This window comes from Burkholderia sp. SIMBA_051 (assembly GCF_046534915.1).
Lineage (GTDB): Bacteria > Pseudomonadota > Gammaproteobacteria > Burkholderiales > Burkholderiaceae > Burkholderia > Burkholderia ambifaria.
Window position 1 is genome coordinate 1 of the sequence record NZ_JAWRXS010000018.1, and the last position, 24,237, is coordinate 24,237.

General features: G+C 67.4%; 21 protein-coding genes and 1 riboswitch. Of the genes, 9 read left to right on the forward strand and 12 right to left on the reverse strand.

All coding sequences use genetic code 11. The annotated features are described in order from the left end of the window. Nucleotides 1–165: 165 nt before the first annotated feature. Complete coding sequence (locus tag SB771_RS31960; RefSeq protein ID WP_175658693.1) at nt 166–1,758, reverse strand: inorganic phosphate transporter; 1,593 nt, start codon at nt 1,756–1,758, stop codon at nt 166–168. 138 nt (nt 1,759–1,896) lie between these two features. Further along, on the reverse strand, nt 1,897–2,484 hold the full coding sequence (locus SB771_RS31965; RefSeq protein WP_175658694.1) for a histidine phosphatase family protein: 588 nt from the start codon (nt 2,482–2,484) through the stop codon (nt 1,897–1,899). 43 nt (nt 2,485–2,527) lie between these two features. Beyond that, nucleotides 2,528–2,670: riboswitch (cobalamin riboswitch) on the forward strand. A 33-nt stretch (nt 2,671–2,703) separates the two neighbouring features. Between SB771_RS31965 and SB771_RS31970 the strand changes: the two genes are divergently transcribed. Together SB771_RS31970 and SB771_RS31975 are read left to right on the forward strand one after the other, a co-directional pair. Next, the gene (locus tag SB771_RS31970; protein ID WP_175658695.1) at nt 2,704–2,913 is read left to right on the forward strand and encodes a CbtB domain-containing protein; all 210 of its coding nucleotides are present in this window, start codon (nt 2,704–2,706) and stop codon (nt 2,911–2,913) included. A 13-nt stretch (nt 2,914–2,926) separates the two neighbouring features. Continuing rightward, nucleotides 2,927–3,646 carry a CbtA family protein gene (locus SB771_RS31975; protein WP_105830219.1) on the forward strand — a complete coding sequence of 240 codons (720 nt, stop codon included), beginning with the start codon at nt 2,927–2,929 and terminating at the stop codon, nt 3,644–3,646. Nucleotides 3,647–3,668: 22 nt separating this feature from the next. Here SB771_RS31975 and SB771_RS31980 read toward each other — a convergent pair whose 3' ends face one another. Continuing rightward, nucleotides 3,669–4,577, reverse strand: coding sequence for a LysR family transcriptional regulator (locus SB771_RS31980; protein ID WP_175658696.1), 909 nt, complete (start codon nt 4,575–4,577; stop codon nt 3,669–3,671). A 128-nt stretch (nt 4,578–4,705) separates the two neighbouring features. Between SB771_RS31980 and metE the strand changes: the two genes are divergently transcribed. After that, nucleotides 4,706–7,000: a 5-methyltetrahydropteroyltriglutamate--homocysteine S-methyltransferase gene (metE, locus tag SB771_RS31985; protein WP_175658697.1), complete on the forward strand. Its 2,295-nt coding sequence runs from the start codon at nt 4,706–4,708 to the stop codon at nt 6,998–7,000. A gap of 79 nt (nt 7,001–7,079) precedes the next feature. Here the strand turns inward: metE and SB771_RS31990 are convergent, their stop codons facing one another. The 4 genes from SB771_RS31990 to speB all read right to left on the reverse strand — a co-directional run bounded on the left by SB771_RS31990 (nt 7,080) and on the right by speB (nt 11,831). Continuing rightward, the gene (locus SB771_RS31990; protein WP_175658698.1) at nt 7,080–7,877 is read right to left on the reverse strand and encodes a carbon-nitrogen hydrolase family protein; all 798 of its coding nucleotides are present in this window, start codon (nt 7,875–7,877) and stop codon (nt 7,080–7,082) included. After that, on the reverse strand, nt 7,874–9,373 hold the full coding sequence (locus tag SB771_RS31995; RefSeq protein WP_175658699.1) for a purine-cytosine permease family protein: 1,500 nt from the start codon (nt 9,371–9,373) through the stop codon (nt 7,874–7,876). Before SB771_RS31995 ends, SB771_RS31990 begins: the two co-directional genes overlap by 4 nt. A gap of 130 nt (nt 9,374–9,503) precedes the next feature. After that, nucleotides 9,504–10,820 (reverse strand): MFS transporter, encoded by a 1,317-nt coding sequence (locus SB771_RS32000; protein WP_175658700.1) that lies wholly within the window; start codon nt 10,818–10,820, stop codon nt 9,504–9,506. Nucleotides 10,821–10,874: 54 nt separating this feature from the next. Then, nucleotides 10,875–11,831, reverse strand: a complete 957-nt coding sequence (gene speB / locus SB771_RS32005; protein WP_006752372.1) for an agmatinase — start codon at nt 11,829–11,831, stop codon at nt 10,875–10,877. A gap of 136 nt (nt 11,832–11,967) precedes the next feature. On the opposite strand from speB, the gene SB771_RS32010 reads away from it, so the two are divergent. Next, on the forward strand, nt 11,968–12,879 hold the full coding sequence (locus SB771_RS32010) for a LysR family transcriptional regulator (protein WP_175658701.1): 912 nt from the start codon (nt 11,968–11,970) through the stop codon (nt 12,877–12,879). Between the two features lie 125 nt (nt 12,880–13,004). On the opposite strand, the gene SB771_RS32015 is transcribed toward SB771_RS32010, so the two are convergent. Beyond that, on the reverse strand, nt 13,005–13,469 hold the full coding sequence (locus tag SB771_RS32015; protein WP_006752374.1) for an Lrp/AsnC family transcriptional regulator: 465 nt from the start codon (nt 13,467–13,469) through the stop codon (nt 13,005–13,007). 134 nt (nt 13,470–13,603) lie between these two features. On the opposite strand from SB771_RS32015, the gene SB771_RS32020 reads away from it, so the two are divergent. From SB771_RS32020 to SB771_RS32030, 3 genes are all read left to right on the forward strand, one after another. Beyond that, entirely contained in the window at nt 13,604–14,227 is a 624-nt protein-coding gene (locus SB771_RS32020) for a LysE family translocator (RefSeq protein ID WP_175654217.1), read from the forward strand. Between the two features lie 272 nt (nt 14,228–14,499). Continuing rightward, a complete protein-coding gene (locus SB771_RS32025; protein ID WP_175658702.1) occupies nt 14,500–16,089 on the forward strand; it encodes a protease pro-enzyme activation domain-containing protein in 1,590 nt (529 codons plus the stop codon). 73 nt (nt 16,090–16,162) lie between these two features. Then, complete coding sequence (locus SB771_RS32030) at nt 16,163–17,839, forward strand: S10 family peptidase (RefSeq protein WP_175658703.1); 1,677 nt, start codon at nt 16,163–16,165, stop codon at nt 17,837–17,839. A gap of 72 nt (nt 17,840–17,911) precedes the next feature. On the opposite strand, the gene nadE is transcribed toward SB771_RS32030, so the two are convergent. The 3 genes from nadE to SB771_RS32045 all read right to left on the reverse strand — a co-directional run bounded on the left by nadE (nt 17,912) and on the right by SB771_RS32045 (nt 20,485). Continuing rightward, nucleotides 17,912–18,760, reverse strand: a complete 849-nt coding sequence (gene nadE / locus SB771_RS32035) for an ammonia-dependent NAD(+) synthetase (protein ID WP_175658704.1) — start codon at nt 18,758–18,760, stop codon at nt 17,912–17,914. Nucleotides 18,761–19,000: 240 nt separating this feature from the next. Beyond that, the gene (locus SB771_RS32040) at nt 19,001–19,852 is read right to left on the reverse strand and encodes a DMT family transporter (RefSeq protein WP_175658705.1); all 852 of its coding nucleotides are present in this window, start codon (nt 19,850–19,852) and stop codon (nt 19,001–19,003) included. A gap of 447 nt (nt 19,853–20,299) precedes the next feature. Continuing rightward, nucleotides 20,300–20,485: a hypothetical protein gene (locus SB771_RS32045; RefSeq protein WP_006752380.1), complete on the reverse strand. Its 186-nt coding sequence runs from the start codon at nt 20,483–20,485 to the stop codon at nt 20,300–20,302. Nucleotides 20,486–20,690: 205 nt separating this feature from the next. On the opposite strand from SB771_RS32045, the gene SB771_RS32050 reads away from it, so the two are divergent. Both SB771_RS32050 and SB771_RS32055 read left to right on the forward strand, forming a co-directional pair. Beyond that, a complete protein-coding gene (locus tag SB771_RS32050; protein WP_175658706.1) occupies nt 20,691–21,449 on the forward strand; it encodes a DeoR/GlpR family DNA-binding transcription regulator in 759 nt (252 codons plus the stop codon). A 103-nt stretch (nt 21,450–21,552) separates the two neighbouring features. Further along, entirely contained in the window at nt 21,553–23,334 is a 1,782-nt protein-coding gene (locus SB771_RS32055) for a phospholipase D-like domain-containing protein (RefSeq protein WP_175658707.1), read from the forward strand. Nucleotides 23,335–23,463: 129 nt separating this feature from the next. Here SB771_RS32055 and SB771_RS32060 read toward each other — a convergent pair whose 3' ends face one another. Then, nucleotides 23,464–24,138 (reverse strand): TetR family transcriptional regulator, encoded by a 675-nt coding sequence (locus SB771_RS32060; RefSeq protein WP_012366853.1) that lies wholly within the window; start codon nt 24,136–24,138, stop codon nt 23,464–23,466. Between the last annotated feature and the right edge of the window lie 99 nt (nt 24,139–24,237).

Consider the following 24,237-nt stretch of genomic DNA (forward strand, 5'->3'; position numbering starts at 1 on the left):
CGCTGCTTTACCCGGAACGATTCAACATCGGAGTCTGAATCTCAACCCGCCTCACACACTAAATTCCGGATACCTCCAGAGTGTGAGGCGAACAGACGCAGCACCACCCGAACCAAATCCTCCCCGGCGAGCGACCAATTCCCCAGCCGCTCGCCGCCCGTCCGCTCAGGCGATCGACCTGAACAGCCAGTAAAGTCCAGCCGCGAGTGCGATCGACGCCGGCAGCGTCAGCACCCACGCGAGCACGAGGCTGCGCACCGTACTCCACTGCAATCCGGACCCGTTCGCCGCCATCGTGCCCGCGACGCCCGACGACAGCACGTGCGTCGTCGACACGGGCAGCCCGTACACGTCGGCCGCGCCGATCGTCAGCATCGCGACGAGTTCGGCCGACGCACCCTGTCCGTACGTCAGATGCTGCTTGCCAATTTTCTCGCCGACGGTCACGACGATCCGCTTCCAGCCGACCATCGTTCCGAGACCCAGCGCGATCGCAACGGCCACTTTCACCCAGGTCGGAATGAACTTGGTCGCGTGATCGAGCTGCTTGCGATAGTTGTCGATCGCGAGCTTGTCATCGACGGCGAACGCGGGCCGACCCGCCTTCTCGATCAGGCGAATCGCTTCGGATACCAGATACATCGTGTTGCGCACGTTGTCGACGTCGCCCTGCGGCACGGCCGCCATCGAGCCCGACGAGCCGACCGAGGCCGCGAGCGACGTGGACAGTTGCTGCACGGCCGGCAGCACGGCAGGCGTCATCTCGCGGTGCTGCACGAAGTGCTCGACGTCGGCGCGCGGATTCGCGGACGGCGCGACGCCATTCGAATATTTCGCGAAGGTCGCGGCAGCCTGGTTCGCGACGGCGACGAAGGTCTGCGATTCAGCCGCCGTGACCGCCTTGTTCAGCGCATACGCGGTCGGCATCGTGCCGATCAGGATCAGCATGATGAGGCCCATCCCCTTCTGCCCATCGTTCGACCCGTGCGCGAACGACACGCCGGTACACGTGAGGATCAGCAGGCAGCGGATCCAGAACGGAGGCGGCTGATCCTTCGGCGGCTCCTTGTACAGCTCCGGAATCCGCACGACGGCCTTCAGCACGAGCAGCAGCAGCGACGCGCACAGGAACCCGACGATCGGCGACAACAGCAGCGACTTGCCGACGCCGAGCGCCTGGCCCCAGTCCACGCCGCTCGTGCCCGACGGCCCGTGCATCAGCTGGTTCATCAGCCCGACGCCGATGATCGATCCGATCAGCGTATGCGAGCTCGACGACGGCAACCCGAAGTACCAGGTCGCCAGGTTCCAGACGATCGCGGCGATCAGCAGCGCGAACACCATCGCGAAACCCGACCCGCTGCCGACCTGCAGGATCAGCTCGACCGGCAGCAGCTGCAGGATGCCGAAGGCGACGGCCCCGCTGGAAACCATCACGCCGAGGAAGTTCCACATGCCGGACCAGATCACCGCGACGTTCGGCGTCAGCGAGTGGGTGTAGATCACGGTCGCGACCGCATTCGCGGTGTCGTGGAAACCGTTGACGAATTCGAAGCCGAGCGCGATCACCAGCGCGGCGCCGAGCATCAGGTACGGGAACAGCGACCCTTCGCGCACGGGCGACAGATCGGCGATCAGGTGGGTGGCGATATAGACGGCGCCGGCCGCGAGTACCAGCAGAAAAACGGCATAGCCGACCTGTCGGGTACGTTCGGTGGAGCCGGAGTGATTCGCGGCGGACGAAGCAGGCTGATTCATGGCGGCATCTCGTAGGTAACCGCAGCCGATCCTAGCTTTCGCTACCAGTCAGTTTGATGACAGTCGGGAGGACGAACCATTTTCTTACAGGGATGTAAGAAAATGCGCCGTCATTCTCCATATAGTGAGCAGGCGGGCTTACGCATCGGCATCGCGTCGAACGTCGTCCGTGATCGACGTCCAGCCATCTCGCGACGCGGCGAATATCGTGCACGACAGCGGCGCGACGTCGATGCGGGTCGCCGCCTTCGCGTCCATCCGGCGTACGTGCGCGATGGCCGCCCGCACGATCGCCGCATGCGTGATCGCGACGATATCGCGGTTACGTGGCAGTGCGTTCAACCATGCGCCGACGCGGCGTGCGACGTCTTCGAACGATTCACCGCCGTGCGGCGACGCGGACGGATCGTCAATCCAGGCGCCGAGTTCGTCCGGCAGGTCGCGGGCGAGGTCGTGCAGCCGCTTGCCGTGCCAGTGGCCGTAGTCGACATCGCGCAGCGCGTCGTCGATGCCCGCGCGCAGCCCGAGCGCGTCGGCGGTCTGCTGCGCACAACGTGCGGGGCTGCACAGCACGATCGCGCCGGGTGCGCCGGCGAACCGCTCGCGCAGCGCGGCAGCCTCGGCGAGCCCGGGTGCATCGAGCGGATCGTCGGCGGGAAACGCGCCGATGCGCATCGCGCGGGTCGGCGCATGCGCGATCAGGCGCAGCGAGGCAGGTTGGGTCATGTCGATGGCCGGAAAGTTCGGAACGGCCGCGCCCGTGATGCGTGGGCCTTTAACACGCGAACGTTCGCGCGTACAATTCGCCCGATACGAAGGGCGGAAGCCGGTGCAAGCCCGGCGCGGTCGCGCCACTGTAACTGCGGATCTTCAATCCCGGAAGCCAGACCTGCCTTCGTATTCCATCCAACATTTGTCGGGGCGCGATTCCCCTGAGGTGCATTCATGAGCGAAGCAGTGCTGAAGCCGGTCGTCGTGCCGGCGCCCATTCCCGTCCGCGAGCTGTTGCCGTGGGCCATCTTCGTCGGCCTGATCCTGTTGCTCGCGCTCTATTTCGTCGGTGCGGAACAGGGGGCGGCGTCGCTCGTGCCGGGCATGTACGTGCACGAGTTCGTTCACGACGGCCGCCATCTGCTCGGCTTTCCCTGCCACTGACGCGGAGTACACGATGGTCGGAAAGCTGCTCATGCGCGGGATGCTCGCAGGCATCGTCGCGGGCCTCCTCACGTTCGGTTTCGCCAGAATCGTCGGCGAACCGCAAGTCGATCAGGCGATCTCCTTCGGAGAAAAAGTCGACGCCGCCAACGGCGAAGCCCCGGAGCCCGAACTGGTCAGCCGCCACACGCAGGCCGGTGTCGGCCTGCTGACGGGCGTCGTGACTTACGGCGCGGCATTCGGCGGGCTGTTCTCGCTGGTCTTCGCGTTTGCATACGGGCGAGGCAGCCGCCTCCCGGCGCGGCCGCTCGCGGCATGGCTCGCGGCGGCGGCGTTCGTCGCGCTCGTGATCGTGCCGAGCATCAAATACCCGGCCAATCCGCCGGCGGTCGGCGACCACGACACGATCGGCTATCGCACGGGCCTGTTCTTCCTGATGATCGCGATCTCGGTCGCGACGATGGCGTTCTCGGTCAGCGTGCGTCGTCATCTGCTGGCGAAGCTCGGCCCGTGGAACGCATCGATCGTCGCGGGCCTCGCGTTCGTCGCGATCATCGCGGCCGTGCAGATCGGGCTGCCGTCGATCGATGAAGTGCCGGCCGAATTCCCGGCCGCGGTGCTGTGGAAGTTCCGCGTCGCCGCGATCGGCATGCAGGCGATCATGTGGACGACGATCGGCCTGCTGTTCGGCGCATGGGTCGAACGCGGCGAACGCACCATGCGCGCCGCCTGACGCGCATCGCATCGGGGCGCGCCTAGCGCAGCATGCGCGGCGCGCTCCACGTCGATTCGCGCGCGAGCGCGACGAATGCGGCCAGATAGTCGATCGACGCGTCCGCCTCGCGGATGCCCAGGAAGATCTGTTTCGCGATGCCCTTCTTGCCGAGCTTGACCGGCACGACCGGCATCCGGTCCGCGTATTCATCGGCAAGCCATCTCGGCAGCGCGGCCACGCCGCGCCCGCTCGCCACCATCTGCAGCATGATGTCGGTCGTCTCGATCGACTTGTGGCGCCGCGGCACGATGCCGGCCGGCGTCAGGAACTGGTTGTAGATGTCGAGCCGGTCGGTCTCGACCGGGTACGTGATCAGTACCTCGTCGGTCAGCTGCTCGGGCGTCACGTAGTCGGCGTTCGCGAACCGGTGCGCATCCGCGACCACCAGCACCTGCTCGTAATCGAACACGGGATCGAAGCGCAGCCCCGGCTTGTTCAGCGGGTCGGGCGTCACGAGCACGTCGATGTCATGGCCGAACAGCGCGCCGATGCCGCCGAACTGGAAGCGCTGCTTCACGTCCACGTCGACGTCCGGCCAGCGCGACAGGTACGCCGACACGACCTTCAGCAGCCACTGGTAGCACGGATGGCATTCCATCCCGATGCGCAGCGTGCCGCGCTCGCCCTTTGCATACTGCTTCATCCGCTCCTCGGCGAGCTCGAACTGCGGCAGCAGCCGGTTCGCCAGCTTCAGCAGATATTGCCCGCCCTGCGTCAGCCGCAGGCCGCGGCCCTCCCGATCCCAGATCGGCGTGCCGAGCTGCTGCTCGATTTTCCGGACGGTATGGCTGAGCGCCGATTGCGTGAGGTGCAGCGCATTGGCGGCGGCGGTCAGCGAGCCCTGGCGCTCGACTTCACGGATCACGACGAGATGGAATCGTTCCAGCATGGATATCGCTCACCCCACAAACACATGAACAAATTTAATGGATGAATGAAATAATGCCATTTTATTTCATGGGATGAAATCCCTATGATGGCTGCCGGATCTTCAATTTCTCTCTGGACGGCAGCTTCATGGTTACGACACACAACCTCGGTTTTCCGCGCATCGGCGCGCAGCGCGAACTCAAGTTCGGCCTCGAACGCTACTGGAAGGGCGAATCGTCGCGCGACGTGCTGAAGGCACTCGGCGCCGAGCTGCGCGCGCGTCACTGGAACGCCCAGCGCGACCTCGATCTCGCGCCGATCGGCGATTTCTCGTTCTACGACCAGGTGCTCGACATGAGCTTTACGCTCGGCAACCTGCCGAAGCGCGTGCAGGGCTACCACGGCGACGTGCTCGACAACTATTTCCGCGTCGCGCGCGGCCGTTCGGCGCAAGCGGTGGACGCGCATGCCGCGTGCTGCGGCGGCGTTTCCGCCGGCGAAATGACGAAGTGGTTCGACACGAACTACCACTACATCGTCCCGGAATTCCACGCGGACACGAACTTCTCGCTTGATCCGTCGTGCCTGCTTCAGCAACTGGCTGAAGCCCGGGCGCTGGGCGTCGCCGGGAAGCCGGTGATCCTCGGCCCCGTCACGTACCTGTGGCTCGGCAAGGCGAAGGACGATTCGGATCGCCTCGCGCTGCTGCCGAAGCTGCTGCCGGTGTACGGCGCGCTGCTCGACACGCTGACCGCGCAGGGCGTCGAATGGGTGCAGATCGACGAACCGATCCTCGTCACCGAGCTCGACGCCGAATGGCGTCAGGCATTGCGCACCGCGTACGCGGCGCTGGAAACGCGCCGTATCAAGCTGCTGCTCGCCACGTACTTCGGCACGCTTGGGGACAACCTGACGCTCGCGGCGTCGCTGTCGGTCGACGGCCTGCATGTCGACGCGATCAACGCCCGCGACGAAGTCGACGCGCTCGTGCGCGAACTGCCGGCCGACCGCGTGCTGTCGGTGGGCGCGATCAACGGCCGCAACATCTGGAAGACGGACCTGAACGCGACGCTCGGCTGGCTCGAGCCGCTCGCGAAGCAACTGGGCGATCGCCTGTGGATCGCGCCGTCGTGCTCGCTGCTGCACGTGCCGGTCGATCTCGCGAGCGAAGAGAAGCTCGACGCGGAGATCCGTTCGTGGCTCGCGTTCGCGCTGCAGAAGCTCGACGAACTAAAGGTGCTCGCGACGGCGCTGAATGAAGGCCGCGACAAGGTGGCCGACGCGCTTGCCGCCAACGCCGCCGCGATCGACTCGCGCCGCCGTTCGCCGCGCGTGAACAACCCGGCGGTGAAGGCCGCGCTCGCGCGCATCGACGCGCAGCTCGGCAACCGCGCGAGCCCCTATACGCAGCGCGCGCCGAAGCAGTTGGCACGCCTGAACCTGCCGGCCTTCCCGACGACGACGATCGGCTCGTTCCCGCAGACCGCCGAGATCCGCCACGCGCGCAGCCAGTTCAAGGCCGGCGCGCTGGATGAAGCCGGCTACCGCGCGGCGATGCAGGCCGAGATCGCGCGCAGCGTGCGCGAACAGGAATCGCTCGAACTCGACGTGCTCGTGCATGGCGAAGCCGAGCGCAACGACATGGTCGAATACTTCGGCGAGCAGCTCGACGGCTACGCATTCAGCCAGTTCGGCTGGGTGCAGTCGTACGGTTCGCGCTGCGTGAAGCCGCCGATCCTGTTCGGCGACATCAGCCGTCCGAAGGCGATGACGGTCGAATGGATCACGTACGCGCAGTCGCTGACGAACAAGCCGATGAAGGGCATGCTGACCGGCCCGGTGACGATCCTGAACTGGTCGTTCGTGCGCGACGACCAGCCGCGCTCGGTGTCGTGCTACCAGCTTGCGCTCGCGATCCGCGACGAAGTGCTCGATCTCGAGAAGGCCGGCGTGCGCGTGATCCAGATCGACGAGGCCGCGCTGCGTGAAGGGCTGCCGCTGCGCCGCGCGCAATGGGGCGAGTACCTGAAGTGGGCGGTCGAATCGTTCCGCATCACCGCGAACGGCGTGCAGGACGACACGCAGATCCACACGCACATGTGCTATTCGGAGTTCAACGACATCATCGCGTCGATTGCCGACATGGACGCGGACGTGATCACGATCGAGACGTCGCGCTCGGACATGGAACTGCTCGACGCGTTCGACAACTTCAGGTATCCGAACGAGATCGGGCCGGGCGTGTACGACATCCATTCGCCGAACATCCCGACGCAGGATCACATCGTCGGCCTGATGAGGAAGGCGGCCGAGCGGATTCCGGCGGAACGCCTGTGGGTGAACCCGGACTGCGGGCTGAAGACGCGCCAGTGGGCGGAAGTGATTCCGGCGCTGACGAACATGGTCGCCGCCGCGAAGACGCTGCGCAATCAGGTGCAGTGACGCGCAGCCCGCCGCGCGCCCGCCGTCGCCACGATGCGGGATCGTCGCGGGCCATTCCCCACCCGCCGGGCCGTTCGCGTCAATCGCGCCGCGTCGCCGCGCCGAGCGGCACCGCGGCGAGGTCGACGTAGCGGAACGCCGCGCGTGCATCGCGAATCGCCGCGGGATCGAGCGTGACGTCGACGATCGCCTCCCGATCGCCGGGCGCGACCGCGACGCACGTGCCGTCGGGGGCTGCGACGAGACTCGTGCCGCTGAACGTGTAGCGGTCGCCGGCGCCGACGCGGTTCGCCATCGCGACGTAGAGCTGGTTTTCCAGCGCGCGCACCGGGATCATCCGGCGATGCACGTCGCCGTACGGGTTCATCATGCCGTCGAGTATCACGATCAGTTCGGCCCCGGCATGCGCGAGCGCGCGCGCCGTTTCCGGAAACTCGAGATCGAAGCAGATCAGCAGGCCGACCTGTATCCCATGCCACGTGCAGACCGGAAACGCGTCGCCGGCCTCGAACACGCCGAGGTCGGATTCGTACAGATGTGTCTTCCGGTAGCGCAACAGCACGTCGCCGTTCGCATCGATCAGCAGCGCGGTGTTGAAGAAGCGCGAGCCGTCGCGTTCCGGGAAGCCGAACGCGACGGCGACCGCCGCATCGCGTGCGGCATCGCGTACCGCGGTGACGGACGGCCCGTCGAGCGGCTCGGCCAGCCGAGCGACGTCGTCGGGCGTCGGAAAGCCGCTGGAGTAAGTTTCGGAGAACACGAGGAGGTCGGTTGCGCCGCGTGCTGCGGTGATGATCGCGAGCGCTTTTGCGAGATTGCCGGCCACGTCGCCGTCGCGCAGTGCCGACTGGACGATGCGAATGCGCGGACCGTTCATCGTGCGTCTCCCTGCGCCGCGGTGGGGGCCGGCGCGTCGGGCGCGGGTGTTCGGGCGATCACGCGCCGCTCGTGGTCGAGGTCGAGCGAGCGCGACAGCAGCCCGTAGACGCCGCCGGCGACGACCAGCCCGACGAGCCACGCGAGATCGACGCCGCCGAGCATCCGCGCGAACGGGCCGACGAATACCTCGCGGTTCGCTTCGGCGTCGAACACGTAGAAGAACGGCACCATCGCCGCGAAGCCAATCAGGTACGACAGGATGCCGCGCGATTGCCACGCACCGTACAGGCCGCGCGGCGTGAAGAAGTGCGCGATCGCGTAGCGGCCGCGGCGCACGAAGAAATAGTCGACGAGGTTTACCGCGGTCCACGGCACGAGGAAGTAGAGCATCAGCGTGAGGAACGTCTGCAGCAGCGCGATGCCGTTGCCACGGATCGCGAACACGCAGCCGAGCACAAATGCGCTGATCGCGACGATCGACACGACGCGCGCGCGCCGGGTCGGCCTGATCGGCACGAGCGAATCGACGCCGGTGAGCACGGTCAGCATCGCGCTGTACGCATTGAGCGCGATGATCGGCAGGAAGCCGGCGATCGACACGATCGCGATCAGCTTGCCGAGGCCGGGTGCGAGCGACGTGCCGACGTCGTTCATCGCGACCAGCGCATCGGCCGCGTGCAGCGTCTGCGCGAGCCATGCGCCGAGCCCGATCATCCACGCGCCCGACAGCGACGCGCCGGCGAAGATCACCGCGATCAACTTCGCGCGGCTCGTGTGTTTCGGCAGGTAGCGCGAATAATCGGACACGTAGGGCGCATACGAGATGTTGTAGCTCGCGGCGATCGCGAACTGCGTCGCGAACGCGATCCAGCTGAAGCCCGGCGCGGCGGCGGTGCCCGCCTGCGCGGGCGCCGCGTGGCCGAACGCGAGCGCGAGCGTGACGAGTGCATAGAGCGGCAGCGTCGCGACCAGCGCCCACTTGAAGGTGCGGTGCATCAGGTCGTGGCCGTAGATCGCGAGCAGCGCGCCGATCGACACGGCCGCGACGGCGACGAATCCGCCGTCGATCCCGAACACGTTATGCACGCCGTCGACAATCAGCGACACGTTCACGACGTTGAAGCCGACGAACACGAACAACGTCGCGAGCAGCGCGACGATCACGCCGCGATACCCGAACTGCGCGCGCGACTGGATCATCTGCGGCAGGCCCATCTCCGGGCCCTGCGAACCGTGGAACGCCATGAAGAGCGTGCCGAACATGATGCCGAGCGCGCCGGCGAGCGTGGTCCAGCCGGCCGACAGCCCCATGCCGGGCCCGACGAAGCCGATCGAGATCGTGAAGAAATGGAAGTTGCCGAGGAACCAGAACGGGCCCTGGCTCGCGAGTTTCGCGTGGCGTTCGGTTTCGGGGATGTAGTCGATCGAGCGATGCTCGATCTTGAGACCGGCCGGTTCGGCGCGGTCGAGCGCGAGGGTGTCGGGGCGGTTCATGACGGGTGTCTCCTGGCGCACGGCTGCGAGGCCGGGGCGCGCGCAAGCCTGCCGCGACAGCGTCGCAGCAGGCCCTGAATGATCGTGTAGGGGGGAGGGCGGCCCGGGAGGCCGCCCGTCGGGTGGTGCGTCAGGCGGTGCGAGCGCCGCGCGGCAGCGCTTCACGCGGCGCGCCCGCATCGTCGATGCTGACGCGGCGCGAGATCAGCCACACGCACAGCGACGACAGCACGGCGGCACTCGTGTACTGGATCGCGAGCGGCCACCATTGCGGCGCGACGTTCTGCGCGATCAGCGTGGCGACGAGCGGTGTTAAACCGCCGGCGAGCGCGCCGCACACCTGGTACGCGATCGAGATCGCCGTGTAGCGGATGCGCGCGATGAAGATGCCGCTGACGAACCCGGCGACCACCGAGTAGTAGCCCGATTCCGCGAGCGTCGCGAGGCCGACGCCGACGGTGATCGACAGCGGCGTGCCCATGTGCACGAGCGGCAGCATCACGAACGGCACGATCGCGGCCCAGGCGCCGGTGATCAGCAGCACGCGCGTCGTGCCGAAGCGCTGCGCGAGGAACGCGGCGGCGAGCTGCACGACGAACTGCAGCACGGCGACGATGGTCATGCAATGCAGCACCATCGACCGGTCGAGCGACAGGAACTGCGTCGCGTAGCTGATCATGAAGATGTTGCTGAAATACACGCCGGCGATCCCGTATACGTTCGCGCCGATCGCGAGCAGCAGCAGCGGCCAGTACGTGAGCGCTTCGCGCACCGGGTTCTGCGCGGTGTTGCCGCTCTTCCTGACTTCCTCGAACTCGGGCGACTCCGACACGCTCGCGCGGATCACGAAGCCGACCACCAGCAGCACGGAACTCGCGAGGAACGGCACGCGCCAGCCCCAGCTCATCATGTCTTCCCTGGACAGCGTGCTGATCGCGCCGAACGCGAGCATCGACAGAATCAGGCCGCTCGCGCTGCCGAGCTGCGCGAACGACGCGAAGAACGTGCGCTTGCCTTCGGGCGCATGCTCGCCGGCGAGCAGTACCGCGCCGCCCCATTCGCCGCCGACCGCGATGCCTTGCAGCACGCGCATCAGCACGAGCAGGATCGGTGCGATCACGCCGGCCTGCGCATGGGTCGGCAGCAGGCCGATCGCGACCGTCGACACGGCCATCAGCATCAGCGTCGCGAGCAGCGAACGCTTGCGGCCGAAGCGGTCGCCGAGATAGCCGAACATCACGCCGCCGAGCGGCCGCGCGAAGAAGCCGACCGCGAACGAGCCGAATGACGCGAGCAGGCTGACGAAGCGGTTTTCACCGGGAAAGAACAGCGGCCCGAACACGATGGCGGCGGCGGTCGCGTAGCTGTAGAAGTCGTACCACTCGATCGTGGTGCCGACGAACGACGCGAGCGCCGCCCGCTTCGGTTGTTTGACGGAAGTCCCCATCTGTTTTTGTGCTCCTCTGGAATCCTCTGATTTGGAATCGGTCGCGCGGCCGGATCAGTCGCGGTATGCGACGCCGGGCAGCACGCACAGCAGCTCGTAGGCGAGGTTCGCGCCGAGCAGCGCCGTGGTGCCGAACGGGTCGTACGGCGGCGCGACTTCGACGAGATCGCAGCCGACGATGTTCAGCCCCTTCGCGCCGCGGATGATCTCGAGCGCCTGCGGCACCGTGAGGCCGGCGATTTCCGGCGTGCCGGTGCCGGGCGCGTAGGCCGGATCGATGCCGTCGATGTCGAAGCTGATGTAGACGGGCGTGTCGCCGACGCGCGCGCGCACTTCTTCCATCAGCGGCGCGAGCGACTTGTTCCAGCACTCCTCGGCCTGGACCACGCGGAAGCCCTGCTCGCGGCACCAGTCGAAATCCTCCGCCGCGTAGCCGGTGCCGCGCAGGCCGATCTGCGTGACCTTGTCGCCGTGCAGCAGGCCTTCCTCGACCGCGCGGCGGAACGGCGTGCCGTGCGCGATCTTTTCGCCCATCATCGTATCGTTCACGTCGGCGTGCGCATCGACGTGGATCAATGCAACCTTGCCATGCTTGCGGTGGATCGCGCGCAGGATCGGCAACGCGATCGTATGGTCGCCGCCGAGCGTGATCGGTTTGCAGTCGTGCTCGAGGATCGCGTCGTATGCAGCCTCGATGCGCGCGATGGAATCGTGCAGGTTGTACGGGTTGATCGCGACGTCGCCGATATCGGCGATCTGCAGCGAATCGAACGGCGCGGCGCGTGTGGCCATGTTGTACGGGCGCAGCAGCACGGATTCGGTGCGGATCTGGCGCGGGCCGAAGCGTGCGCCGGTGCGGTTGGAGGTGCCGAGATCGAACGGAACGCCGACGAAGCATGCGTCGAGGCCTGCGGCGCTCGCCACGTGCGGCAGGCGCATCATCGTCGCGATGCCGCCGCAGCGCGGCATTTCATTGCCGCCGAGCGGCTGGAAATGGGTGTGGTCGTTCATGGTGTCTCTTCCGATGTGGGGTTGCCGTATCATGCGACGCGGCTTGGCGCATAGTCTTACGCGTCCGACCGCAAAGAAGAATGCGAAGATATCGACGTAAACATCGATTTTCATCGATGTATGGAAGGGGAATAGCGTGCTGGGGAATCTGTCGACCCTCGATCTGCGGTTGATCCGCGTGTTTCTCGCGGTCACGGACGCGGGCGGCGTGTCGGCCGCGCAGGCGATGCTGAACGTCGGCCAGTCGACGATCAGCGCGCAGCTGTCGTCGCTCGAGACACGGCTTGGCTACCGGCTCTGCGAGCGCGGCCGCAGCGGCTTCCGGCTCACGCCGAAGGGCGAGCGGTTCCATGCGATGAGCCGCAAGCTGCTCGCGGCGCTCGACGAATTCGGGATGGCGGCGCGGCACATGGACCGCCAGCTGGTCGGCACGCTGAACATCGGCCTGATCGGCCATACGCCGATCAGCCAGAACGCGCGGATCGCCGAGGCGATCGCCGCGTTCCGCGTGCGCGACCAGGCCGTTCGCTTCTCGATCTCGGTGCGCGCGCCGGGCGATCTCGAGGAGAAGCTGCTGAGCGACGAGATCCAGATTGCCGTCGGCTATTTCTGGCATCGCGTGCCGTCGCTGCATTACACGCCGCTGTTCATCGAGCGGCAGATCGCGTATTGCGGGCGCGGCCATCCGCTGTTCGACGCGGCCGGCGCGCTGACGCCGGCCGATGTCGCGGAATTCGAGTGGGCGTGGCGCTCGTATCCGCTGCCGGAGGCGCAGATGTCGACGACGCCCGACCGCGTGACCGCGACCGCCGACAACATGGAGGCCGTCGCGCTGCTGATCCTGTCGGGCCATCACCTCGGCTACCTGCCGCAGCACTTCGCGGCGCCGTACGTCGCGCAGGGGCTGCTCGCGCCGCTCAATCCGGAGCAGCTGCGCTACGACGTCACGTTCCACATGGTCGTCGCGCGCGACGGGCGCGGCAATCCGCTCGTGGAGGCGTTTCTCGAGGACCTCGAGCACGCGCACCAGGCGCCCGACGCCGTGTGACGGCCGGTGGCGTCAAACAGGTGAACAAGTGTTACGAAGCGGGCGGCCAACCGCCCACATCGATGGGTGTCGAAGTGACGGGGCGCGTGCGGTAACGTGCCGATTTCCGCCGTTGGCCCGCCGCATCATGGCACCGGCAACCCCGCGTCGTGCTTCACCTCCCGCAACGACAGCGCGGATTCGATCGACGTCACGCCGGGCAGCATCCGCAGCGAATCACGGATGAACGTGCCGTAGTCGTCGAGATCGCGCGCGACCACCTGCAGCAGGTAGTCGGCCGTGCCCGCGACGTTGTGGCACGCGAGGATCCGCTCGATGGCGAGCACTTCCCGTTCGAACCGGTCGGCGACCTTGCGGTCGTGCGTCGCGAATCGCACGAGCACGAACGCGACGACGCCGTAGCCGAGCGCCTGGCGCGACAGCTGCGCGCGGTAGCGCTCGATGTAGCCGTCGTTTTCGAGACGTTTCAGGCGCCGTGCGCACGGCGTCTCGGACAGGCCGACGGAATCGGCGAGGCGCGCGATCGGCAGGCGGCCGTCGCGCTGCACCGCGGCGAGAATCGCGCGATCGGTTTTGTCGAGTTCGGTCATCTTGGCGGAATCCGTGTTGTAGTTTCGGAATTGTGGCGGATTCCGCTATGGATCGCCAATTTCGAGCCTCACATGGCCAATAATCCCTCCACCTTCAGCGGCAACATATCGTCATTGAAGGACGGGGGCAGACCATGATTTCCACGCATTTGCTGTTGATTTATCTCGCCGCGCTCGCGGCCATCTACGCGGTGCCGGGCCCCGACATGGCGCTCGTGCTGCAGACCAGCATCGGTCGCGGCGTGCGGCCGGGAATGGCGGCGGCGGCCGGCCTGTCGTTGTCGCGCACCGCGCATGTGACGCTGTCCGCCTGCGGCGTCGCGGCGTTGATCCGCAGCGCGCCGTGGCTGTATGAAGCGATCCGCTACGGTGGCGCGCTGTATCTCGCGTATGTCGCGATCCAGGTGTTCCGCTCGCCGGTGTTCGCGCTCGGCGACGGCGACGCGGCCGCCGCGGGCGAGCTGCGTCAGTCGTTCTTCAAGGGGTTGCTGACCAACCTGCTGAACCCGAAGGCGCTGCTGTTCTGCTCGGTATTGCTGCCGCAATTCGTGCGGCCCGAGGCCGGGCCCGTCGTGTTGCAGATGTTCGAGCTCGGCGCGATGCTCGTCGCGGCCGGCGTGTGTTTCGACCTCGCATGCGTGTTCGGCGCGTCGCGCATCGCGGCGTGGATGCGCGCGCATCCGCTCGCGCAGACGGTGCAGCGCTGGACCTTCTCGGCGGCGCTGATCGGCTTCGCGCTGCGCCTGTCGATGGACTGATCTGCAACATCGCACTGCACCGCGCGGGTCGACAGCCACGCGGTGCAGTGCAGCAACGAACGCCGCGCGCAATGCCGGCCTTCGCGCACGCGCCCGACACGCCCAGGGGCGCGCGCAAATCATCTGACTGTTCTAAACTTCCTTTGACTTCGCGCTGCCGCGAACCGGCGACCGGACGGAACCGTCTGCCGCCGGCCCTGTCCGATTTCCTGGCTGTTCCGTGCAACGCGTGTGCAACGCCTGTGCAACGCGGTACCAAGGAGGGTCTGAACATGGCAAGGCATCTTCAAGCCGACCGTGAACCCCGTATCGTCGCCGAGTCCAAGTGCCTCGGTCAGTGCGATCCGGCGGAACGCATCCACGTCACGATGATGTTGCGGCGGCCGGAAGAAGGGCAACTCGACGCATTGGTCAATCAGCTCGCCGCTGGCGACACCGACGCAACACCGCTGTCGCGCGACGCCTTCGCGCAGCGTTTCTCCGCCAATCCCGACGACATTCGCAAGACCGAGGACTTCGCGCACCGTCACCAGCTGACGGTCGATCGCGTCGATCCGGTGGAAAGCGTCGTCGTGCTGTCGGGCACGATCCAGCAGTTCGAGGCGGCATTCAGCGTGAAGCTCGAGCGTTTCGAGCATCGCTCGATCGGCCAGTACCGCGGCCGCTCGGGCCCGATCGCGCTGCCGGACGAGCTCGGCGACGTCGTCACGGCCGTGCTCGGCCTCGACAGCCGGCCACAGGCGCGGCCGCACTTCCGGTTGCGTCCGCCGTTCAAGCCCGCGCGCGGCGCCACCTCGGTCACGTTCACGCCGCCCCAGCTCGCGTCGCTGTACGGCTTTCCGGCCGGCGACGGCGCCGGGCAATGCATCGCGATCGTCGAACTCGGCGGCGGCTATCGCGCGACCGATATCCAGCAGTATTTCCGCGGGCTCGGGATCGACAAGCCGCCGACGGTCGTCGACGTGAACGTCGGCACCGGCCGCAACACGCCGACCGGCGACGCGAGCGGCCCGGACGGCGAAGTCGCGCTCGACATCGAGATCGCCGGGGCGATCGCGCCGGCCGCGAAGATCGCCGTCTACTTCGCGCCGAACAGCGACGCGGGCTTCATTCAGGCCGTCAACGCGGCGGTCACCGACAAGACCAACCGGCCGTCCGTGATCTCGATCAGCTGGGGCGGCCCGGAAGCGATCTGGCAGGCGCAGTCGGCCCATGCGTTCAACCGCGTGCTGCAGGCGGCGGCCGCGCAGGGGATCACGGTGTGCGCGGCGTCGGGCGACAGCGGCTCGGGCGACGGGCTGCAGGACGGCGCCGATCACGTCGACTTCCCGGCGTCGAGCCCGTACGTGCTCGGGTGCGGCGGCACGCAGCTCGATGCGCTGCCGGGGCAGGGCATTCGCAGCGAGGTCACGTGGAACGACGAGGCGGCCGGGGGCGGCGCGGGTGGCGGCGGCGTCAGCACGATGTTCGACGTGCCGGCCTGGCAGAAGGGGCTGACCGTCGCGCTCGCCGACGGCAGCAGCAGGCCGCTCGCGAAGCGCGGCGTGCCGGACGTCGCCGGCGATGCGTCGCCGCAAACGGGCTACGAAGTGTCGATCGCCGGAACGCCCGCGGTGATGGGCGGCACGAGCGCGGTCGCGCCGCTGTGGGCCGCGCTGATCGCGCGGATCAACGCGGCGGCCGGCGCATCGGCCGGCTGGATCAATCCCGTGCTGTACAAGCATCCGGGCGCGCTGCGCGACATCACGAAAGGCTCGAACGGCACGTATGCGGCCGCGTCCGGCTGGGACGCGTGCACGGGCCTCGGCAGCCCCGACGGCGCGAAACTCGCGGCGATCCTCGCGCGCAAGCCATCGCGCTGACGCGCCGGCACAAGTCTTTCCATGTGACGCGGGTTCCTTGCCCGCGTCTTTTTTCACCTCCAGGAGCAGCACGATGGGCATCGATTCCGCATCTTCCGGCGGCGTGTATCCGCTGCATCACGGCGACCACAATTCGCATAGCGTGCCGCCGACCATCAATCCCGTCGCGCTGAGCCACGGCCGCGACCAGCCGTTCTTCGATCCGGTCGCGTACGGCAACGGCCCCGACGACTCGGTGACCGACACGACCGAAGCGGCCGCGATCACGCACCACACGATCCTGATCGGCGGCAAGCGGCTTGCGTACACGGCGACGGTCGGCCATCTCGTGACGGTCGACCCGAGCAGTTCGCAGCCGGCCGCGAAGATCTTCTACGTCGCCTTCACGGCCGACGGCGCGAAGGAGGAAACGCGGCCCGTCACGTTCTTCTACAACGGCGGGCCCGGTTCGTCGTCGGTGTTCGTGCTGCTCGGCTCGTTCGCGCCGAAGCGCATCAAGACGTCGATGCCAGGGTTCACGCCGCCCGCGCCGTACCAGATCGAGGACAACCCGGACAGCATGATCGACCACAGCGACCTGGTGTTCATCAATCCGGTCGGCACCGGCTATTCGGCGGCCGTCGCGCCGAACAAGAACCGCAATTTCTGGGGCGTCGACCAGGATGCGGATTCGCTGAAGCAGTTCATCAAGCGCTACCTGACGAAGAACAATCGCTGGAATTCGCCGAAATACCTGTTCGGCGAGTCGTATGGCACCGCGCGCAGCTGCGTGCTCGCGTACAAGCTGCACGAGGACGGCGTCGACCTGAACGGCGTCACGCTGCAGTCGTCGATTCTCGACTACCGGCAGGCTGGCAACCCGGTCGGCGCGCTGCCGACCGCCGCGGCCGACGCGTGGTATCACAAGAAGCTCGGCGTCAAGCCGGCGCCGGCCGATCTTGGCGCGTTCATCGAGGAGGTCGCGCAGTTCGCGCGCACCGATTACCTGAAGGCACTGCGCAACGTGCCGCATGCCGACCCGGCCGCCGTGCGGAAGCTGTCGGACTACACGGGCATCGACACGGCCACGTTGCAGACATGGGGGCTCGACATCGCCGGTTACAACGCGCGCGGCAATTCGCTGTTCCTGACGACGCTGCTGCAGGCGCAGGGGTTGGCGCTCGGTTCGTACGACGGCCGCGTGACGGCGATCTCGACCGGTATCGCCGGCAAGATCGATCCGAACTCGGGCGGCAACGATCCGACGATGACGGCCGTGACGGGCGTCTACACGGCGATGTGGAACAGCTACCTGAACGAGCAGCTGAAGTTCACGTCGAACTCCGCGTTCACGGACCTGAACGACCAGGCGTTCCAGAACTGGGACTTCAGCCATATCGACCCGACCGGCGAGCAGCAGGGCATCGACGCGAAGGGGAACGTGATTCTCTACACGGCGGGCGACCTCGCCGCGGTGATGGCGCTGAACGTCGACCTGAAGGTGCTGTCGGCGAACGGCTTGTACGATTTCGTCACACCGTTCTACCAGACCGTGATCGACCTGCAGCAGATGCCGCTCGAGGATCAGAAAGTGCGGCAGAACTTGTCTGCACGCTTCTATCCGTCGGGACACATGGTGTATCTCGACGGCGGTTCGCGCACCGCGCTCAAGCGCGATCTCGCGACGATGTACGACGCGACGGTCAGCGATACGGGCGCGCGACTGCGGATTCGCGCGCTGCAGGCGAAGAAGACGGGCGGGCACGCGTAGCGTCGCCCGTCGTGCACGTGCCGCGCGTGACCGCTAGGGTTCGCGCGGCGCTGTTTGACTTACGTGGCCGACTTAAGCGGTCGGCCAGTCGAACGGCGTATACGGCAGCGCGCGCTTGTGGCGCGAACCGTCGTAGAAGCGCAGCACCGTTTCGTACACCGTGTCGGCGACGGTCTTGCCTTCGAGGAAATCGTCGATCTCGTCGTAGGTGACGCCGTATGCGTGCTCGTCGGGGCGCAGCGGACGCAGTTCCTCGAGGTCGGCCGTGGGCACCTTCATCACGATCAGTTCGTCGCCGCCGAGCGCGCGCGCGACCGCACGCACGCGGCGCTTGCTCAGGCCGGCAAGCGGCAGCACGTCCGCGCCGCCGTCGCCGAATTTCGTGAAGAAGCCCATCAGCGATTCGGCCGCGTGGTCGGTGCCGATCACGATGCCGCGCCGCGCGCCGGCGACCGCGTACTGCGCGATCATGCGCTCGCGCGCCTTGATGTTGCCGTGCACGAAGTCCTGCTGCGCCGGGGTTTCGAACGCGTGGCCCGATGCGACCAGCGACGCGAGCATCGCGTCGGCCGCGGGCTTCACGTCGACCGTGAACGTCTCGTCCGCGCGCACGAACGCGAGCGCGCGCTGCGCATCGGCTTCGTCGTTCTGCACGCCGTTCGGCAAGCGCATCGCGATGAAGCGTGCATCGTAGCCGCCGGCGCGCAACTGTTCGACCGCCAGTTGCGCGAGCCGCCCGGCCGTCGACGAATCGACGCCGCCGCTGATGCCGAGCACGTAGGTCCGCAGGCCGCTCGAACGAAGGTACTGCGCGAGGAAATCGACGCGCCGGGCGATCTCGGCGTCGACGTCGAAGTGCGGGGCGACGTTCAGTTCGGCAATGATCGCGCGTTGGCGGCTGGCGTAATCGGCGGATGTCATGGGGGTGGTTCCGGAACGAAATGCGAGGCGCCCATCATAAGCGCAATCGCGGCGCGGCGCCGCGCCGGGCATGCGATCCGGCCGCTTCGCGTTGCATCGGCGAGACGCGGTGCATCGTCATGGTGCAGAGTGCGCGGCGGCGCACCCGGGCGTGCGCGCGGATGCTTTGTTTCGATGCGGGGTGGGGGCGGTGACGGGTGCTTCCTATCGCCCGACCGCCCGACCGCCCGACCGCGTGCGTCAGCGCCGCGCGAGCACGACACCCACGAGCGCAAGCGCGAAGCCGGCGAGCTGGACGGTCGCGAGGGTTTCGCCGAACAGCAGATAGCCCTGCAGCGCGGCGAGCGGCGGCGCGAGGAACAGCAGCGACGTCGCGCGCGCCGCGTTGCCCCGCCGCAGCATCCACATCAGCATCGTGACCGCGCCGCCCGACAGGAACACGACGCCCCACACGAGCGAGATCCACAGCGCCGGCGCGCCGATCCAGCGCGTTTCATGCAGCAGCACGACGAAAACGGCCGCGACGATCGCCGCGCCGAGGTTCTGCACGGCGACGGCCGTGCGCAGGTCGTTCTGCGCGAGCTTGCCCTTCTGGTACAGCGAGCCGGCGGTGATCGAGCCGACCGCCAGGATCGATACGGTCACGACGAACCACGCGGGCGCGACGCCGCCCGCGACCTTCGGCGCGAGCACGAGCGCCACGCCGGCCAGCCCGAGCGCCATCCCGAGCCAGCCGCGCGCGGGCAGTCGTTCGTTGAACAGCGGCACGGCGAGCACGGCGGTGGCGAGCGGCTGCAGCGCGCCGAGCAGCGCCATCACGCCCGCGTTCAGCCCTTGCGCGACGGCCCAGTAGCTGGCGCCGAGATAGACGCCCTGCAGCAGCGCGCCGGCGATCAGGTGGCGCGGCCATTCGCGGCGGGCCGGCCACGGCGCGCGCGCGACGAGTGCGACCGCGCCGAACAGCACGGCCGTGCCTGCGAAACGCGCGAGCAGGAACAGGTTCGGATCGGCGTAGGGCTTGATTGCCCGGGCGACGATGAAGCCGGTGGACCACAGCGCGACGAAGGCCGCGGCGACGAGCGAGGTAAACATGCGTGGCGGGCCGCGATACGGCCGGACGAATCGTGAAGTCGGTCAGTATCGGATGAAGCGGTGCCGCCGTCTTGTCGGATTCTGCACTCGGGCGTCGCGCGTGCGGGATGCGTGCAGAGGCCATGGGCTCGCGCTGCTGCTGCGGGTGCAAGCGGCGACCGTGGTGCGATACGTCGCAAGCGCGTCAGCGCGCCAGCATGCCGGCCGTTCGGCGGATGAAAGGGCCGAGCCGTGAAAGCGCGCCGTGGCGCGGGCAAAGGAGCGGAGATCAGTCGACCCAGCCGTCCGGTTATCACGCGGCCGGGCGAAAGGGCCCGCCGCATGAAGGCGCGCCGTGGCGCGGGCAAAGAAACGGAGATCAGTCGAGCCAGCCGTCCGGTTATCACCCGGCCGGGCGAAAGGGCCGCGCCACGAAGGCGTGCCATCGAGCGGGCGAAGAAACGAAGATCAATCGAGCGAGAACGTGTCGAGCGGCTGGTTCGCACGCGCGTCGGTCGCGAAGCGCGCGGCGAGTTGTTCGTACAGCCGGCGCGCTTCGTCGAGCGTCAGGTCGATCCAGTACGGATCGCCGGCCCCGTCGTTGAGTCGTTCCGGCGAAAACTGGATTTCGAGCACACTGCCTTTGCGATACATTGCGCAAGCCCCTTGATGGTCTGTCGTTAGGCGAAGCGCAAAGTGTAGCAACCGCTTGCCGCGCCGATTCGCGCGCATCCGGCAATACAGAATTTCGCTGGCGTGAAACGCGGCCGCCGCCGGACGCAGCGCCGTCAAATGACAGTCAAACGACCGTAATACAATGGCTGGCTTACCCATTACCAGTCGCCTCGGGCGCATTGCGATGCTGGCGGAACAACGTCATCAATACATTCTGTCGGAGCTCGGCCGATCGGGCGCGCTGTCGGTTGCCGAACTCGTGCGCTCGCTCGACGTGTCGCGCGAGACCGTGCGGCGCGACCTGAACGCGCTCGCGGCGCGCGGCCTGCTCGTGATGACGCACGGCGGCGCGCTGGCGGCGGACCGCCGCGAGCCGAGCCTGTCCGAGCGCGAAGCGGCGAACGCCGAAGCGAAGCGCACGATCGGCCGACGCGCGGCCGAATTCGTGCCCGACGATGCCTCGGTGCTGATCGACTCGGGCAGCACGCCGCATGCGGTGGCGCTCGCCCTGGCCGACCGGCACCGGCTGTCGATCTACACGAACGACTGGCGCACCGCGTTCGTGCTCGCGCGCCGCAACGGCAATCGCGTGACGCTGCTCGGCGGCGAGCTGTCCGACGACGAGGACGCGACGTTCGGGCTCGATACGATCCAGCAGCTCGCGCAATACCACGTCGATTTCGCGTTCGTCGGCGCGGGCGGCATCACGGTGGACGGCGATTGCACCGACTACTCGCGGCTCGCCGCCGAAGTGCGCAGCCGGATGATCGCGGCGGCCGGCACGGCGATCATCGTCGCCGATCATTCGAAGTTCGGCCGCGTGACGCCGGTGCGGATCAACGGCACGGCGGCCGCGCGCTACCTCGTCACCGAGCGCATGCCCGACAAGGCCGTGCGCCGCGCGCTGGCCGCACGCGGCATCGAGCTGCTCGTGTGCGACTGACGCGGCTCCGACATACAAGGTTCATCGAACGGTCATCGCCCGGGAAGAACCGCCGTCAACACTGACTCATTCCTCTCTTTCGGCCGAAACGCCAGGAGCACGAATGACCGTCAGCGTACGCAGCTATCTTTCCCCCACCCTGGTCCTGCTGGCCTTCGACTGGTCCGACGCGACATCGCGCACCGATTTCCTCGGCTTCGCGATCCGGCGCACGCCGGGCTTCTGGTCGGTCGACGGCAAGACGCGGGCGCCGAACAGCTGGCTGCCGAACCGGCTGACGTTCGACGGCCCCGCCGCCGACACGCAGGGCGACGCGCCGACCGACCAGGCGCCGATCCAGAAATTCATGTGGTGGGATGCGCGCATCGATCCGCCGGATCGCGATGCGTCGTTCCGCTATGACGTCTTTCCCGTCGTCGGCACGCCGGCGAACCTGCAGGTGCTCGATGCGGAGGCCGGCGTGTGCGATGTCGTGCTGCCCGCACATAGCGTCGACGGCATCGGTACCTGGTTCAACCGCGCGGTGGTGAGCTCGCAGGCGTTCGCGAAGCAGGTCGCGGCGCTGGGTCTCGCGCCGGGCGCCGCGCCGAGTGACGCGCAGGCGCTGAAGTTGCGCACGTGGCTCGCGAACGACATGGAGCAGGTGTTCGCGGAGATGCTCGATCCCGCGTCGCGCGCGGTGTCGGCCGTCTATCACCTGACGGACCCGCTGTGGGCGCTGCCGGCATTCGAGGCGTTCGGACGCCGGCACGGCGAAACGTCGCTCGCGATCGTCTACGACGCGCACACGACCGCGCGCAAGGGCAAGCCGGCGCTGCCGTCGCCGAACCAGCCGGCCGTCGACGCGCTGCAGGGCCTCGCGACGCTGGCGCCGCGCGACCGCACGCACATCATGCACGACAAGTTCATCGTGACCGACGCGCCGGGGAATGCGACGCCCGCGCGCGTGCTGACCGGCTCCGCGAACTTCACGACCGAAGGGCTGACGGAACAGGCCAATGTGCTGCATGCGTTCGATTCGCCGGCGCTCGCCGCGCTGTACAACGCGCGGGCGCATGCGCTGGCCGCGAATCCGTCGATCGCGGAGACGGCGCGGCTGTCGTCGGGCTGGTCCGCGCCGTTGACGGTTGGCAGCGCGCAGGTGCGCGTCGCGTTTTCGCCGGAGCCGGCGGGGCAGCGCACCGAGATCGATACGATCGTCGCCGCGATCGCGGCCGCGAAGCATTCGGTGTCGTTCTGCCTGTTCATGCCGACCGACGCGGCGCTGCGCGACGCATGCTTCGCGGCCGGCGACCGCGGCCTGATGATGTTCGGCCTGGTGAACCGCATCAGCGCCGGCAGCGCGACGAAGGCCGATGCCGCGCAGCACGACGGCCAGTCGCTCGATGCGGCGACACTCGCGAACCTCGAGCTTTACCATCGCCAGCGCGATCGTCGCGACGTGATCGATGCCGCGTATTTTTCGCCGGCAACGGTGCCGCAAGGTTTCGAGCCGGAGCTGCGCCTCTTTCCGGGCGAACCGGCGCCCGCCTATCCGCCGGTCGTGATCCACCACAAATTCATCGTGATCGATGCGGAAGGCACGAACCCGATCGTCTATACGGGCTCGGCGAACATGAGCCGCAATTCCGAGCAGTACAACGACGAGAACCTGCTCGAGATTCGCGACACGCGGATCGCCGCGATCTATCTCGCGGAATTCCTGCGGCTCTACGAGCACTATCGCGCGCGGGCGCTGGCGATCGAGACGAAACGGCACGGCGCCGGTTCGCATCGGCAACTCGCGCTCGCGCCGGATTCGAGCTGGGCGAAGAAGTATTACGTGGCGGGGAGCCCGGAAGAGAAGGCGCGGATCGCGCTGGCGTCGACTGCGCCGACGGACTGACGCGCGATGCGTGGGGCATGACGCATGCGCTCGGCCGGAAGCGCGACGTGCTTCCGGCTCATGCCGGTTGCACGCGTCGTGATGTCGTTCGGCTTTCGGGCGGAATCGCGCAGAAGCGCGCGGTGCGAACTACGCGGCGACGTAGCGCAGCACCGAGTCGGCGATCGTCTCGCGATGCCGCGCGCGCAGCCGCGGCGCCGACGGATCGCGGCCGAACGCGGCGCCGAACGTATAGCGGTTCGACACGCGGTGGAAGCAGAACGAGCTGATCAGCAGGTGCAGGTCGAACGCGTCGATATCCTTGCGGAACGCGCCGCTCGCGGCGCCGCGCTCGAGCAGTTCCTCGAGCGTCTTGATGATGCTGACGTTGCGGTTCTTGAACGACTTCAGCTGTTCGAGATACTTCGCGCCGTGGATGTTCTCGATCGACACGAGGCGCACGAAATCGCGATGCTTGTCGTGATAGTCGAACGTGAATTCGACGAGCCGGCGCATGCCTTCGCGCGGCTCCATGTCGCCGACATGAAGCTCCTGCTCGAGCGCGCGGATGTCGCCGTACACCTTCTCCAGCACGGCCTCGTACAGGCCTTCCTTGCTTTCGAAGTAGTAGTAGAGCATGCGCTTCGTCGTGTTCGTACGCTCGGCGATCGCGTCGACGCGCGCACCGGCGAGGCCCATCGCGGAGAACTCCTGCGTGGCGACGTCGAGGATGTTGCGCTTGGTTTGCTCGGGATCGTATTTGCGCCGCGCATCGGTCGCAAGCGCGCGGCTTTCGGACGTGGCGGCCTTGCTTGCAGCTTTCATGTGACTTTGTTGTGCGTTCGCGGCGGCATGAAAAAATCATTCTAGCATGCAGGAAATCGCCATCCTGCCGACTCGCTGCTCTAATCGGCGGCGCGGTTT

What these genes read in the sequence shown, in the direction of transcription:
- SB771_RS31960 (WP_175658693.1), bottom strand. Translation starts at nt 1,758, where the DNA reads ATGAATCAGCCTGCTTCGTCCGCCGCGAATCACTCCGGCTCCACCGAA.
- SB771_RS31965 (WP_175658694.1), bottom strand. Translation starts at nt 2,484, where the DNA reads ATGACCCAACCTGCCTCGCTGCGCCTGATCGCGCATGCGCCGACCCGC.
- SB771_RS31970 (WP_175658695.1), top strand. Translation starts at nt 2,704, where the DNA reads ATGAGCGAAGCAGTGCTGAAGCCGGTCGTCGTGCCGGCGCCCATTCCC.
- SB771_RS31975 (WP_105830219.1), top strand. Translation starts at nt 2,927, where the DNA reads ATGGTCGGAAAGCTGCTCATGCGCGGGATGCTCGCAGGCATCGTCGCG.
- SB771_RS31980 (WP_175658696.1), bottom strand. Translation starts at nt 4,577, where the DNA reads ATGCTGGAACGATTCCATCTCGTCGTGATCCGTGAAGTCGAGCGCCAG.
- metE (WP_175658697.1), top strand. Translation starts at nt 4,706, where the DNA reads ATGGTTACGACACACAACCTCGGTTTTCCGCGCATCGGCGCGCAGCGC.
- SB771_RS31990 (WP_175658698.1), bottom strand. Translation starts at nt 7,877, where the DNA reads ATGAACGGTCCGCGCATTCGCATCGTCCAGTCGGCACTGCGCGACGGC.
- SB771_RS31995 (WP_175658699.1), bottom strand. Translation starts at nt 9,373, where the DNA reads ATGAACCGCCCCGACACCCTCGCGCTCGACCGCGCCGAACCGGCCGGT.
- SB771_RS32000 (WP_175658700.1), bottom strand. Translation starts at nt 10,820, where the DNA reads ATGGGGACTTCCGTCAAACAACCGAAGCGGGCGGCGCTCGCGTCGTTC.
- speB (WP_006752372.1), bottom strand. Translation starts at nt 11,831, where the DNA reads ATGAACGACCACACCCATTTCCAGCCGCTCGGCGGCAATGAAATGCCG.
- SB771_RS32015 (WP_006752374.1), bottom strand. Translation starts at nt 13,469, where the DNA reads ATGACCGAACTCGACAAAACCGATCGCGCGATTCTCGCCGCGGTGCAG.
- SB771_RS32020 (WP_175654217.1), top strand. Translation starts at nt 13,604, where the DNA reads ATGATTTCCACGCATTTGCTGTTGATTTATCTCGCCGCGCTCGCGGCC.
- SB771_RS32025 (WP_175658702.1), top strand. Translation starts at nt 14,500, where the DNA reads ATGGCAAGGCATCTTCAAGCCGACCGTGAACCCCGTATCGTCGCCGAG.
- SB771_RS32030 (WP_175658703.1), top strand. Translation starts at nt 16,163, where the DNA reads ATGGGCATCGATTCCGCATCTTCCGGCGGCGTGTATCCGCTGCATCAC.
- nadE (WP_175658704.1), bottom strand. Translation starts at nt 18,760, where the DNA reads ATGACATCCGCCGATTACGCCAGCCGCCAACGCGCGATCATTGCCGAA.
- SB771_RS32040 (WP_175658705.1), bottom strand. Translation starts at nt 19,852, where the DNA reads ATGTTTACCTCGCTCGTCGCCGCGGCCTTCGTCGCGCTGTGGTCCACC.
- SB771_RS32045 (WP_006752380.1), bottom strand. Translation starts at nt 20,485, where the DNA reads ATGTATCGCAAAGGCAGTGTGCTCGAAATCCAGTTTTCGCCGGAACGA.
- SB771_RS32050 (WP_175658706.1), top strand. Translation starts at nt 20,691, where the DNA reads ATGCTGGCGGAACAACGTCATCAATACATTCTGTCGGAGCTCGGCCGA.
- SB771_RS32055 (WP_175658707.1), top strand. Translation starts at nt 21,553, where the DNA reads ATGACCGTCAGCGTACGCAGCTATCTTTCCCCCACCCTGGTCCTGCTG.
- SB771_RS32060 (WP_012366853.1), bottom strand. Translation starts at nt 24,138, where the DNA reads ATGAAAGCTGCAAGCAAGGCCGCCACGTCCGAAAGCCGCGCGCTTGCG.